Annotated in this window: 10 protein-coding genes and 1 pseudogene; 6 read left to right on the top strand and 5 right to left on the bottom strand. The window is 32.4% G+C overall.

Features of this window, described 5'->3' with window-relative positions:
- A pseudogene (locus ACP6PM_RS06660) lies at positions 1 to 143 on the bottom strand (dUTP diphosphatase); the annotation flags it as partial.
- Positions 144 to 579: 436 nt separating this feature from the next.
- A complete protein-coding gene (thyX, locus tag ACP6PM_RS06655) occupies positions 580 to 2,226 on the bottom strand; it encodes an FAD-dependent thymidylate synthase (protein WP_426582995.1) in 1,647 nt (548 codons plus the stop codon).
- 134 nt (positions 2,227 to 2,360) lie between these two features.
- Between thyX and ACP6PM_RS06650 the strand changes: the two genes are divergently transcribed.
- The 6 genes from ACP6PM_RS06650 to ACP6PM_RS06625 all read left to right on the top strand — a co-directional run bounded on the left by ACP6PM_RS06650 (position 2,361) and on the right by ACP6PM_RS06625 (position 5,682).
- Positions 2,361 to 2,951 carry an HD domain-containing protein gene (locus tag ACP6PM_RS06650; protein ID WP_426582993.1) on the top strand — a complete coding sequence of 197 codons (591 nt, stop codon included), beginning with the start codon at positions 2,361 to 2,363 and terminating at the stop codon, positions 2,949 to 2,951.
- Positions 2,952 to 3,823: 872 nt separating this feature from the next.
- Entirely contained in the window at positions 3,824 to 3,946 is a 123-nt protein-coding gene (locus ACP6PM_RS06645; RefSeq protein ID WP_426582991.1) for a hypothetical protein, read from the top strand.
- Positions 3,947 to 4,096: 150 nt separating this feature from the next.
- Complete coding sequence (locus ACP6PM_RS06640) at positions 4,097 to 4,390, top strand: glycosyltransferase family protein (protein WP_426582989.1); 294 nt, start codon at positions 4,097 to 4,099, stop codon at positions 4,388 to 4,390.
- Between the two features lie 221 nt (positions 4,391 to 4,611).
- The gene (locus tag ACP6PM_RS06635) at positions 4,612 to 5,154 is read left to right on the top strand and encodes a metal-dependent hydrolase (protein ID WP_426582987.1); all 543 of its coding nucleotides are present in this window, start codon (positions 4,612 to 4,614) and stop codon (positions 5,152 to 5,154) included.
- Positions 5,155 to 5,202: 48 nt separating this feature from the next.
- A complete protein-coding gene (locus ACP6PM_RS06630) occupies positions 5,203 to 5,433 on the top strand; it encodes a hypothetical protein (protein ID WP_426582985.1) in 231 nt (76 codons plus the stop codon).
- A 3-nt stretch (positions 5,434 to 5,436) separates the two neighbouring features.
- Positions 5,437 to 5,682 carry a hypothetical protein gene (locus ACP6PM_RS06625; protein ID WP_426582983.1) on the top strand — a complete coding sequence of 82 codons (246 nt, stop codon included), beginning with the start codon at positions 5,437 to 5,439 and terminating at the stop codon, positions 5,680 to 5,682.
- A gap of 56 nt (positions 5,683 to 5,738) precedes the next feature.
- Here the strand turns inward: ACP6PM_RS06625 and mtnA are convergent, their stop codons facing one another.
- The 3 genes from mtnA to hpsE all read right to left on the bottom strand — a co-directional run bounded on the left by mtnA (position 5,739) and on the right by hpsE (position 12,282).
- The gene (mtnA, locus tag ACP6PM_RS06620) at positions 5,739 to 6,782 is read right to left on the bottom strand and encodes an S-methyl-5-thioribose-1-phosphate isomerase (protein ID WP_426582981.1); all 1,044 of its coding nucleotides are present in this window, start codon (positions 6,780 to 6,782) and stop codon (positions 5,739 to 5,741) included.
- 434 nt (positions 6,783 to 7,216) lie between these two features.
- Positions 7,217 to 8,461, bottom strand: coding sequence for an NAD(P)/FAD-dependent oxidoreductase (locus ACP6PM_RS06615; protein WP_426582979.1), 1,245 nt, complete (start codon positions 8,459 to 8,461; stop codon positions 7,217 to 7,219).
- A gap of 2,000 nt (positions 8,462 to 10,461) precedes the next feature.
- Complete coding sequence (gene hpsE / locus ACP6PM_RS06610) at positions 10,462 to 12,282, bottom strand: hormogonium polysaccharide biosynthesis glycosyltransferase HpsE (RefSeq protein WP_426582977.1); 1,821 nt, start codon at positions 12,280 to 12,282, stop codon at positions 10,462 to 10,464.
- Positions 12,283 to 13,175 lie beyond the last annotated feature (893 nt).

The following is a 13,175-nucleotide window of genomic DNA, read 5'->3' as shown; positions in this document are numbered from 1 at the left end:
GAAATACCTGTATGAATTAATGTGCTTTCTCCAGGATTAATAATTAATTCATCAAGAGAAAATAAATCTAATCCGGCGTCTTGGTTATGAGCATAAGAGGGCATAATTGCCAGTTCATCTAACTTTTTAACTTTCAGTTTCATAATAGGAGATAGGGAACAGGGAACTAGGGAATAGGGAATAGGGAATAGATAATTTTGTTTCTTACCCTAAATCTTAGGGGGATGAAAATCTCTCAATATTCCACCTATAGAGTTAAATTTTTTCTGATTTCCTTATTCTAGGGAATAGAGAATTGCCCTAACTTGATGTTTTAAAGATAATCCACTTCTCGGGGGAATTTGTGCTTCTGCTTATGATGGTAATTCTATAGAAATACCTGTATGAATTAATGTGCTTTCTCCAGGATTAATAATTAATTCATCAAAAATCCGGTTATACAGTCATCCCATTTGCTACCTCTCATCAAGACATACCTTAGTCAGTATACTCCTAAACAATTTCCTTGAATTTTTGACTTTCTTTAATTCTTACTTTTGACTTTTGACTTTTGACTTTTGACTTTTGACTTTTAACTTTCTAAGGTGCTAACTTACCTTTGCCTAATCGATTTTTTTCATACCAATCTGCTATATTCGGCGTCCAATCTTGAACATGAGGCCACATTAACTCACATAATTTTTGAATTTCTAATTGAGCATTCTTTTTAAAACGTAAATCCAAAAAATGTAGCAAACTACGACAATTAAAACTAACAACAAAATGCTGACGATAATCAAAAGGAATTTTTCCTCTTGCGTGTTCTTCAGACATTCCCAATTCCAGATCAATTTTGTATTTCTTAGCTGCCTCTAAACACCACTGTAAATCTTGTTCTCGTTGTTCAGCAGAATAATAATATTTTTTACCCTGACGGTCAGAATATTCTCCAAGTGGACGTAAGTAAAAAGCAGTTTCTATCTCAGTTTTTCCCTCTGCTACTGCAATAACTTTTCCCGAACAAAACCGATAACTTTGTACATCAAAAGAATTATGAACAACTAAACCATTAGCTATAAAATTATGTTCTGGATGTTCTACCTCAATATCATAAGTAATTTCTTTACCAAACTTTTCAATAGATTCTATTCCCACAAAAACACCACCATTACAAGAAAATATATTGTTATTTATATTGTCAATTTTGTTGTCTCTACTAGAACCCCAGGCAATATTTTCTAACTTATTGTGAAAATTATTTCCGTTTAAATGTCTTACTTCAAATTGCTCATATTCTCCCAATGGTTTGAAGTTTTCCATTACTAACCTATGTCTATTTACTTGTGATACTCGATCAGACCTTATTCCATGACTCAAACTTGCAAATAAATAATTTTTAGATTTACTCAGTTTTTCAATCTTAAGATTTGACAATAACTGAGAAGAATTTCCACTCCCTCCTTTCGGAAAAGAAGAACCCAAACAACCCAAACTAGAAATTTCATATTCTTCAGAATTTATTACTGGTATCCACTTTTTATCAAACATTTCTTTTTCCAGGAATTTAATTTCTTGTGGAGAAATTTTATTACCAGTAAATTCCACTTCACATAATTGAGTGCTGTTATTAAATTCTTTTAACCTTTTCCAACCTTGATTAGTCCAAAATTGGTGTTCCAACGTAGCTCTTATTTCTTTACCAGAAACAGTTTTTATTGTATAAGTTTCTTTTTCGCCATTAATATATATATTGGTGATTTTACTAGAAACAATTTGGTTAGTTTTAGTATCTAAAGTCAAAATAGTACGCTTACATATACTTTCTTGCATATATTTCGCATCCTTAGAAGTTTGCATATTTTTTCTTCCGTAATGCCATAGATGAGCTAATTTTTCAATTGTTTCCTCATAATACTCCTCTCCTTTAAATAAAGACGAATTTACAAATCTAACCTTTGTGTTGCCCGACAAACAACAACCTATCCTATGAGTTCTTGCTTGCTGCATAACACTATGGGGAAAAAATCCACAATTAAAAGTAATTTGCGGATGCTCAATACAACCATAATGTCCGCGATCGCCCGCTAAAAGTCGCTTGACAATAATTTCCCCACATTTGGCTTCCGAAGGCCAATTATCTCCTTCATCAAATACAAATCCTTCACTATAATCTTGATGCAACGCAGCATAAATTACCTGTTGAGGATTTGGTGTTTTAGCAATAACTTCTACTCGAAATTTATCCATAAAATTATTCTAAAGTTGAGCTAAATACAAGAGCAAAGCAATTTATTATTATTGCACCATAAAAATTGAATATCTAAAAAGTGATAGATTTTTCTTATTTTTGACTTTTAACTTTTAACTTTTGACTTAAAAAAATGATACTTTCTCACCGTTTTACAGAAGCTTTAGTTTATGCTACCCAGTTACACGCTCATCAAACTCGCAAAGGAAGTAAAATTCCTTACATTTCCCACCTTTTAGGGGTAGCTAGCATTGCCCTCGAATACGGCGCTGATGAGGATGAGGCCATAGCAGCATTACTTCACGATGCCATAGAAGACCAAGGCGGGCCACCTATTCGTGCAGAAATTAGACTAAAGTTTGGGGAGAGGGTGACAGAAATAGTGGATGGTTGTACTGACACGGATACTACTCCAAAACCTCCTTGGGAAGAACGTAAAAAAGCTTATATTAATCGTATTGCTAATGCTTCACCCTCTGTGCGCTTGGTTTCTGCGGCAGATAAACTACATAATATTAGGTGTATTTTGAAAGACTATCGACTGCAAGGTGATTTGCTGTGGGATTTATTTAAGGGTGGTAAACAAGGAACGCTCTGGTATTATCGATCGCTTGTAACTGCATTTCGTCAAGCTGACTCTACTCCGATAGTAATAGAGTTAGATAGTCTAGTTACAGAATTGGAAAGGTTAGTCCAGACAGATAGAGCGGAAGTTAGCTTTTAGTTAAAATTGTCGCCTTGGTCAATCAGAGTAATGAAATTTGCAGGAGCAATTCACCTGTGGTTACCCTCGGCAGGATATGGGTGCTACAGATAAATCATTCTCTCAATAAGCAGAAATATTTAGGCCAGATTAATATTACTTCACATCAAACTCATTAGTTTTAAATATAATTTATAAATCTAATTAGTAATTTTAATTATGTATACTCAAGTCCACTAGGAGTATTATGAAGTTTTGATGAAGACGATGGGAGTTTTAGGCAAATATTTTTAAAGATTTGATGAAGTTGCCTGAAATTACGTCGAAATACTGAAGTCATTTGATAGGCTTAAATAAGTTGAAGAATAAATAATCAATTAGGAATTTATACAACTCTAAAAAATAGGGAGGATAAGTAGAAATATTTACTACTTATTTAACGCTACTAGGACTTAGGCTAAGAAATTATAATATAGTTAATCAAAACTATAAAGTCTGATATATGTAGTGTTTATAGCTCATGGATTGCGTAAGTTCTGGTGTAGAAGTTGTACTTCCAACTTGTCAAGCTTTGGCTAATACTGTTTATAAATATCGCCCCAAAAAAGTTGTACTCCTACCAGATATTTATTTGTTGAATGAGAACAAATTTCAAATAAACATCATCTCAAAACTGTTTATAAATATCGCCCCAAAAAAGTTGTACTCCTACCAGATATTTATTTGTTGAATGAGAACAAATTTCAAATCAACATCATCTCAAACAAGAGCTAAAAATTAGCAATACAATGCTAATGTATGTAGAAAATCTAGAACAATATCAAAGCATAGATTTACTACTAGATAGTTTTGCTTTAGCACTAAAACGAACAAAATAAATTGATTTAGTCATAGTGGGAGGAAATCTCGAAGATATTAAAAACTATCAAAACAAAGCCAATAAATTAGGCATTCAAGAAAAAGTACATTTTCTAGGGCAAAAACCTGCTAGCGAATTAGGAAATTATCTTGCTTAAGCTGATGTTTTGGTATCTCCTCGAATTAAAGGTAAGAATACACCCATGAAAATATAGCGTGTCTCAAGTTACTGAGGTAAAGTTGTTTTTCTTCTTTTATATTCCCTATTCCCTACTCCCCAAAACCAACGAATTTTGTACCTCACCAGTATGGGAACTGCTATATATTTTTATCTAGATAGTGGCAAGGCTGTATTAACAAGTAATTTACCAACTCATACTCAGGTATTAGGTCACAAAACAGCAATGTTATCTCATCCTCATCCTAAAGCTTTTTCAAAAGGAATAGTTTCTCTAGTTGAAGACTCTGACTTAGGATTACAATTAGGTGCAGCATGTAAAATTATGATTCAGAAAAATCACAGTTATTCAGCATTTTGTGAAAAGTTGGGTAGCATGCTACCAACAACTAATGTTAATCCTAAAACAGGTGAACCCGTCTGAGCCAAACATTATCAAATTTTTGATCATTCCCAAACTGGGTTATTAAGTTTAATTTCAGTAGTAGGAGTCAAAACTTTAAGTCCTCAAAAATTGAACCGATTATTTCACAACTAAGGGTGTGAAATTATGGAGGAGATTGTTTAAGTGAATTAGTATAATTCTACTGACATTAGTACCAATATTCTTTTAATACCTTTCCTTTATATCAACAATTTTTAACCATGCCATCTCCAATAGCTCACTCAGTTTCTGGATATGTACTAGCAAAGTTTCTACCACAAGAGCTATCAAAATATTATCCCTCTAGTTGGTGGAACTGGGAAAATTTTTATCCTGTTTTTATCGCCATTTTTGCTGACTTTGATTTTATTCCCCAGTTAATCACAGGAGAAATATTTCATCGGGGTATTACTCATACTTTAATTTTTGCTATTGGTTTGAGTTTAGTTTTTGCTTGGCTAATTAGTTATTTCTGCAAATATTCCTTTAAACAAATATTTTTATTTACTTTGGTTATCTACAGTTCTCATTTGGTGTTAGATTTTTTTACGACAACAAGTGGTTCTGGTTTACAATTGTTCTGGCCTTTAACAGATACATATTTTAAGTCAGCAATACCTATTTTCCCATCAGTTCATCACTCCAAAGGATTATTTGATGTTAGTCATTTTATATTTATTAGTTGGGAATTATCTTACTCAGTATTAATTGTCAGTATATTATGGCTGTGGAAAAATTTTCGCTCTAGCAAATTTCCTGAATAAATCAATGAATAGTCAAGTCTACTGGCTATAGTTTTAGCAACATTTGTTATGGCTGGATTTTGTCAGAGTATCATAGTTACTATCATTTATGGAAAAACTTTTTCTCCTGCTATTAGTTCTCTTGCCATGCTACTTCCAAGTCTAAGCATCAAAATGTTTGGCACTTTGGTAGAAACTTTTTTACAGACTACTAGACGGGAAAAATCTTTACTAAAATTATTGCTAATAACGGTAATAATTAATGTTGTTGCTAATGCAATTTTGATTCCTAATCTATAAGTAGTGGGTGCAGCGATCGCTACTTTATTAAGTGAAGTTGTCTTGGCAATTTATGGTTTAGGTTTAATGGTTTATATGGGAGACAAAGTAGGTAGAACTTTGTGTTTGATTGCAACAATTAGCTTATTACTTGCCGAAATTCCATCTCTGATTATGTATGTATTGAATCCTGGTATAGGTATGGGAATAATGAGTATAAATATAGTATATATTAGACCTCTCGAGAAAATAAACTTGCTCTTTATTTAAGACAAGCTAGAGTTGTAAAATTCACTCTCCGAAATCATTTTTCGTAAACTTTTGAATCATACCAACTGTTCTAATTCTCCTGGCGCAACTGTCCCATATTCTGTCATTATTCCTGCAATTAATTCCGCAGGTGTAACATCAAATGCCGGATTATAAAATTCTACTCCCTCTGGACAAATGCGCGTTTCTCCCACTTGATATATTTCCTTTGTATCCCTTTCTTCAATAGGTATTTGACTACCATGAGATAATTTAAAGTCTATTGTTGACAGAGGTGCAGCTACAAAAAAGGGAATATTATGTGCTTTGGCCACAATAGCTAGACTATAAGTACCAATTTTATTGGCAGTATCTCCATTTGCTGCTATTCTGTCAGCTCCCACTACTACAGCATGAATTAAACCTTGTTTCATACAGTGGGCTGCCATATTATCACTAATTAGGGTGACGGGTATATTTTCTTGGACACATTCCCAAGTAGTAAGTTTTGCTCCTTGGAGACGGGGGCGGGTCTCATCTGCATAGACTTTGGCCAATCTTCCTTCTCGCCACGCGGAACGAATTACACCTAATGCTGTACCATGACCAGCAGTTGCTAATGCTCCAGCATTACAGTGGGTTAATATGTTCAATTTTTCTGGAGTAGTTGGTAAAACTTCTAGTCCACGATCGCCTATATTTTTACAAGTTTGTAAGTCTTCTGCATGAATATTTTTAGCAGTTTCTAATAAGGCTGTTTGAATTTCTTCTACAGACCCATTAGTTTGATTTGCTACTTTTAACATTCGCTCAATTGCCCAAAATAAATTAACAGCAGTAGGGCGAGTTTGTCGTAACATTATAGCTATTTCTTCTAGCTGTTTTAAGAATTTATTTCTATCAGTTATGGAAATTTCTTTTGCTCCTAAGTACATTCCATAAGCTGCTGATATGCCGATGGCTGGTGCTCCACGAACTATCATGGTTTTAATAGCTTTTGCCATCTCTTCAGAACTGTTAATTTCTACAATTTTATATTCTCCTGGTAAACGAGTCTGGTCAATTAATAAAACTCGGTTATTTTTCCAAATAATCGGATTAACTTCTGTAATTTTAGACATGATATTTTCCCCTAATTATAATTTTGTTGGCAATAATCAAATTCTCAGCATTTAGCTTTGAGCTAGTAGTTCCTAGTTATTCATTTATTTTCTTTGAAGTATCAATCAGAATTGAAATATTTAGTGAGAATTAAAAGTTACTGTCAAAGCACATTATCTAACTTTATACCAAGCATGAAAAAAGAATGTTACAAATAATATTGAGTGAAAAGAATTTTATTTTAATGTCTCCTTGATTAACAATAGAGACTAACCAGAAAAAATTGTTAGATTCTATTTTTGCTGACCCCTAACTCGCAGCCCAACTATTAATACCAAATCTTTAGCAAATTGGTATGACTTATTAATTAAAAAGCTGTTGATGGAGCATCTCCTAGAAAAGAGCCACAAAGTTGAGTGCTAATACCTGAATACTTAAACTAAATTTACTAAACTTAGCTGAATTTAGCCATAAAAAAATTGTTAATTTGTTGCCATCCTAATTTGAGTTTGCGTTGTAAATATTTCCCCAATCCTTTATACAACTTTTGAAAATTGTATTCAAATAAAATATTCATCATATCTTCCATTGTCAAAGATTTTAAATATTTCACTCCTTTATCAATCAACTCATCACTATCCTGCATATATCTTCTACGACCCATTTGTTCAGAAAGATTCCATTTAAGAGCATATCGTATCTGCATTTCTCTTTGATATGGACGAAAACTAAATAAGTGTTTATCTAGATATTTTTTAATATATTTACTAGCTATCTCTGCATTTTCCATACCATGTCTAATACCTTCCCCACCCAACATATTAATAGTAGATACTGCATCACCAATAGCAATAATATTATCTTGACAATAAATATCTTTTAATCCTACATAATATTTAACAGTTGAACCATGGGTATCTATTAATTTATATTTTTCAAGTTTCATATAATCTTGAATTAAGAGTTCTAGATACCACCTCATTGATTTTGTTTCTACTATTTGTTTATGTTCTAAATTAAACCTTGCTACACCAATTTTTAATCTTTGCTGTGCTGATTCCATTGGAAATATCCAAGAATAACCTTTCGGCATCCATTTATGACCTAAGAAAAAAATTAAATCATTAGCATATTTATCATATTCTCTTCCTTCAACTTCGATTAAATATTCAATTCCTGCTGCTGTTAAGAACTGAGGTTTGCTATTTTTTTTATCATACATAACTGCTCTTGCAGGTCCGGTTGCATCAACTAAAACTTCTGTAGTAACAGTTAATTTATCACCACCAAAACGCCTCATTTCTACAATAGTTTTACCATTTTCTTGAAAATGTTCAGTATAACGACAACCCATCCAAACTTGACTACCATAATTTTTCACTTCTCCTGCTAAAAATTCTCTAAGTTTGGCAAAATTTAAAACTGCTCCTAAAGTTTTGGGTGATGCCCAGGTATGATTAATGTTAGTTGTAACAATACTAATTTTTTGCCAATAACTACCGACTACTGTTTCTGGCAAGTTAAATTTATCAAGAGTTTCTTGGGGAGTTGCTGCACTAGAAAAGTCATTTTTTTGAAATGTTTTATGTTGTTCAACCAGTAAAATTTTGTATCCTAATTTTGCTAAAGTTCTAGCGCATTGACAGCCTGCAGGACCAGCTCCAATTACTACTACATTAAAATGATTGATACTGTTCATAATGTTGGATTTTCTAAAGCAATATTTGAGAATATATGACAAGTTGGTAACTCATTCCAGACAATTATTCCTTGAAAAGTGTAGCACTGGTCTAGTAATAAATAAGGTCAGCAAATATATAGTAATCATATTTCAGTTGTAAGATTTTAGTGGTAATTAGGAGTTAGGAGTCAGAATATAAAAGGATTTTGATTGTTCTTAATTGTTCTTAAATATCTATCAAAATTATTCCTGATTGCTATATATGATTTTATAGGATTTATCAAAAGTAATGCTACATTTTGCAAGTGCAAAAATAACCATCAAAATTACAAATATTATTAAACACTTAGATCGCGTTAATAAATAGTATTTATAAAGATAAAATTCAAGTATAGCAAAGTTTTTGATAATTCGTATTATCTATATTTTTAATTCTGGGTTACTCTCTCAATAATCCTCAAGCTTCATTTAACTAATACCAGTTTCAAAAAATCAGGTAAACCTGGATTTGACTATATAGGAAAATTAAATAAAGAGCAAGGTTTTTCCCTATTCCCTACTTCCTTTTTTACTGTAACAACCTTTTTTGAATTTAGTATAATAATACCATTTATCAAAATTAATCCTAAGCTTATAATCTGGCAAAAATGTAAACATTCAGGTATTAGCCTTTCCTGTGAAATGGGCTCGCATTCAGCTTTTCGGTGGTAATAATCCTGTACTAAGTAATTAGGGCTTGCTAATTAACTCTCAAAGCATTTACAGATAAAGGCTAAAGCCCTTATTATGTGAAAAAAGTGTCAGCTTTTCGGTCAAAAAAATTCATGCATGTTAGCATTTTTAGCAGACAAGGGCAGAAAAATCAAGGGGCAATTCTTGCGACTACCTCCTCTATAATTCCTATTTTTCCTGAGTTCTTAGTTCTGAGTTCTACCCTCACTCATAAGACTTTTTTAGCAAACCCTGATTAATGAGGAAGATTAGTAAAAGATGCTTTGAGAGTAACTTTTAATTTTCGCTCAATCTTTCAACTCTGATTCTTCCTTCAAAAAGAATAAGTTAATACCTAACAGTTAATAGCTAAATACTTACGCAAAAAATAACCATCAAAATAACAAAATTTATCAAACAATTACCTCACTTCAACAAATAGTATTTAGAAATAGCCAATTCAAATATAGCAAAGTTTTTGATAATTGGTATGATATTATGTGCCCCTTCCAAGGGAGCTACGAATTGCAGATAATCAGTTATAAATAAAATTTAAGAATTGACAAAGCATGGATAAATAATTGAATTACCTTTACTTTTCTCTTTTCTTCCCTCCTGAATTATGACTCCTGACTCCTACCTAATTATTTATCAGTATTTAACCAAATATGATATAATACTCTATTAAAAAAATAGATAGCAATCCGCCCATAGGTTGCGGGTAATCAAAAAGTAGATAAAAAAACCGAAACTCTCACCTGTTCCCAGTTAAGTGTTCCCTCTCTTGGTGCGCGTTCCCTTGCATCTGTCGCCGACGTGGGGTCGCACCGCTGTTCCCTAAAAGCGGTAAGATTTTTATACACAAATAAAATAGTATTGCTATAGTTACAGTTTGAGAGTAGGAGAGTGGAAAAAACTCTTATCTCCTCGAAACAAAAGTTAGGTTTCCTGTAACTACTAAAAAAAATAAATGTAGTAATAATTTCTCAAACTCCTTGATAAATTATTGCTACTAATCACTCTTTCCTCTTCCCTATTCTCTATAACCAGAGTTTTGTAACATTCTTTTTTTTACTCTTGGTATTATGGCTAACAACTAATAGCTCAATACTTCAAAAATAGTAGCACTTACTACCATGTCATTGCCAGTCAAAGGAAGTAATCTCAAAAATTTAAGAGATTGTCTTACAGTTACTGACAATCACAAATATTGGAGGAGATATAATATAATATTTTTCTAACCAAAAATTTATTTTTAGTCTAATGTTAAATTCAGTTTTAACAAAAGCTTTTTGAACTCAGAAAAATTAGGCAGCTACTGGTTGTATAATCTGAGAATTGAATGTATTTAAGTTAGAATTCTCCATTTTTATTTTATTTCCATTCAATATCAATGGTTGGGGATAATCTATACCATAACCTTGAGCATAATTTATTCCTAAGCTCTTAATAAACTCAATTATTCTCATATTTTCCACAGCTTCTGCAATCGTCTTGAAACCAAGCTTAGAACCTAGATTATGGATTTGTTCTATCCCCCTGATATTTTCCTGATTATTAGTAAGTCCCTTGACTAATCTACCATCAATTTTCAGATAATCTATAGGTAGTTGTTTGAGATAATCAGGCATTAAGTTGGCACGACCAACATGGTCTAAGGTAAATTTACAACCAATTTCTTTGAAAACACTAATTAGCTTTGCCACTTGCTTCATATTAGCAATAACAATACTTTCACTGATTCCTAAACTAATTGTCTCTGGAGAAATTTCATAGATATCAAACTGCTGATGCAAGAATTTGATAAACTTTTCATCATTAACACTAGCAGCACTGAGATTAATTTCATATACACAATTACTATTGCTTTGAGCTGCCTGAGAAAGTTGAGTAAATAAATTCACAATTACCCATTGATCGATAGTTCGCATTAAATTATAACGTTCTGCAGTAGGTATAAACTCTCCAGGCAACATTATATTTCCTGTTTTATCCTGAAGTCGCAGCAGAATTTCTAAATGTTTGCCGTGGAAATCTTCGTCACCAATAGACAATATATTTTGGGCATGAAGAATGAAGCTTTTCTCTTCAAAAGCTGTCGCAATTTGTTCTAAACAATATTCATCTTGAGGGAGTGATTGATAATTCGGTGCTTTTGTTTTGGCCTTTTTTTGTTTGTACCAGAATAATAAAGGACTTTTGATAGTTTTCCAGAAAAATTCTGTCTGGTAATGAGCAAGAACATCAACTTTTATTGATTCACCATTTTTAATTGAGTGAAGGGTCAATCTCCGAAAGTCATTACCGATGTAACCTGGAAAAGCCAAAGATTTCTGCCAACTTTGGAGAGTCATCTTTCTCAGGCCATGTCTGCTTAAACCTACACAGCGCATTAGGTTTAGTAGGTAATCTCTTTTTAGTTGAGAATTAGCAATTTTATGATAAACCACCATGGCTGGGTTATACCAAATTTCCCAGCCTGCTTGCTGAATATTTCTCAGCACTTCTAAATTTTCACTAGCTAATTCTGTTACTTTGTCTGTGTGATTTAAGCATAACGTCTTCGGAACTGCTTGTTGCCAGACTTGTTTACGAACTACTACTCCAGCACTAGGAGGTAATATCTTATGTTTCGAGTCGTATAGATGTGGTTGATTTCCTCGTTCTACAATTGCTAAAAAACAAGCTATTTCTTTCAAGTTCTCTGGAAGTTTTGACTCGGAATTTTGTTCAAAAAAGTCTCCATGTATTTGACTGCCAAAAGCACCAACTTGAGGATTATTTTTGGAAAAATAATAAGCTTGAGAAACCCATTCAGAATCAGGTAAATTATCATTATTTAGAAAACCAATAAGTTCTCCTCTGGCTTTTTCTACTGCTCTTTCTCTGGCAAATTTTACACCTTTTTTTGGTGCAAAAACATATTTAAGTGGAATAACTTTAGACCATTCAGCTTGATAATTTTCTACTACTTTAGCAGTCATATCTGTACTGTTGTTATCAACTACGATTACTTCCCATGAGAAGTTCTCAGTGTTTATTTGTGATTTTAATCTATCCAGTACGTCTGGTAAACGAGTTTCCCCATTATAGGTATGGATAGCAACTGTGAAATCAACCCTATTCATATTTAATTCTGCACCTCAACTAAAGTTTTTTAAATATTCCCACTCAGTCTTTGTATTTACATGGTGACTAAGTAGTTTGTGAATTATTTATCTTTCGCCTAAATTATTAGCGTTTATAGCAATTTTTTCAAAAAAATAACTAATTAACTCTAAAACTCATCAAACAAACTATATATAGTAATTGAAGCAAAATTCAAAACAGAATCAATCAAGAGTAAACACAAGAAAAACGTGAGTAATCTACAGCAATGACTGTTAAATAATGTTCTAATTTATACTTTAGTTACTATAACTAATCCATAACTGTACGGGTGTTTGTGAGATTTTTGATTAGTTTTATATCTGATAATATACTCCCCTATTTCCTATTTTTTATGAAGAATCGGTAAAGATTACTAAGAAATTTATGAACTTTCCATGAAGAGACTAAATGTTTAATTTTTGTTACATACCTGACTGGCTTTGTTCTCTAAATTGTTTATTATATAAAGATTTGTTAGCCAAAAAACTTGACATTTTTTTTATTTTAAGGTATACAAAAAGCATAATAATTTTAATGTTTTCTTTATCTCAAGAGTAGCGTAATAGTCAAGATAAGTTCGACTCAGACAATGGGTAGCAGAAAGACTGTCAGTAACTGATACCCAAGGAAATCTTGCTCAGTATTAATACAAAAAATTCTCTGATACATACTCTCATCAAATTAGAAACTAGGACTGGTGAGAGACTGTTTGTAAAATAAGTATTAACACAGATGCGTAGTGACTAAAATCTAAAAACGCTAGTACTTCAAGAGATTGAAATTTGGTAGATACCAGAGGTGGAAAGGTACATATATTCCTAGATTTTTAACTGACAAATAGTTGTCTTGACTTCTTCCTCCCTCCATACCT

It is taken from the genome of Dapis brunnea BLCC-M229 (genome assembly GCF_050015995.1).
Taxonomy (GTDB): Bacteria; Cyanobacteriota; Cyanobacteriia; order Cyanobacteriales; family Microcoleaceae; genus Trichodesmium.
This window is presented reverse-complemented; position numbering and strand designations above follow the sequence as displayed.

Coding starts and splice junctions, on each gene's coding strand:
- thyX (WP_426582995.1), bottom strand. CDS start 2,226: ATGGATAAATTTCGAGTAGAAGTTATTGCTAAAACACCAAATCCTCAA.
- ACP6PM_RS06650 (WP_426582993.1), top strand. CDS start 2,361: ATGATACTTTCTCACCGTTTTACAGAAGCTTTAGTTTATGCTACCCAG.
- ACP6PM_RS06640 (WP_426582989.1), top strand. CDS start 4,097: ATGGGAACTGCTATATATTTTTATCTAGATAGTGGCAAGGCTGTATTA.
- ACP6PM_RS06635 (WP_426582987.1), top strand. CDS start 4,612: ATGCCATCTCCAATAGCTCACTCAGTTTCTGGATATGTACTAGCAAAG.
- ACP6PM_RS06630 (WP_426582985.1), top strand. CDS start 5,203: ATGGCTGGATTTTGTCAGAGTATCATAGTTACTATCATTTATGGAAAA.
- mtnA (WP_426582981.1), bottom strand. CDS start 6,782: ATGTCTAAAATTACAGAAGTTAATCCGATTATTTGGAAAAATAACCGA.
- ACP6PM_RS06615 (WP_426582979.1), bottom strand. CDS start 8,461: ATGAACAGTATCAATCATTTTAATGTAGTAGTAATTGGAGCTGGTCCT.
- hpsE (WP_426582977.1), bottom strand. CDS start 12,282: ATGAATAGGGTTGATTTCACAGTTGCTATCCATACCTATAATGGGGAA.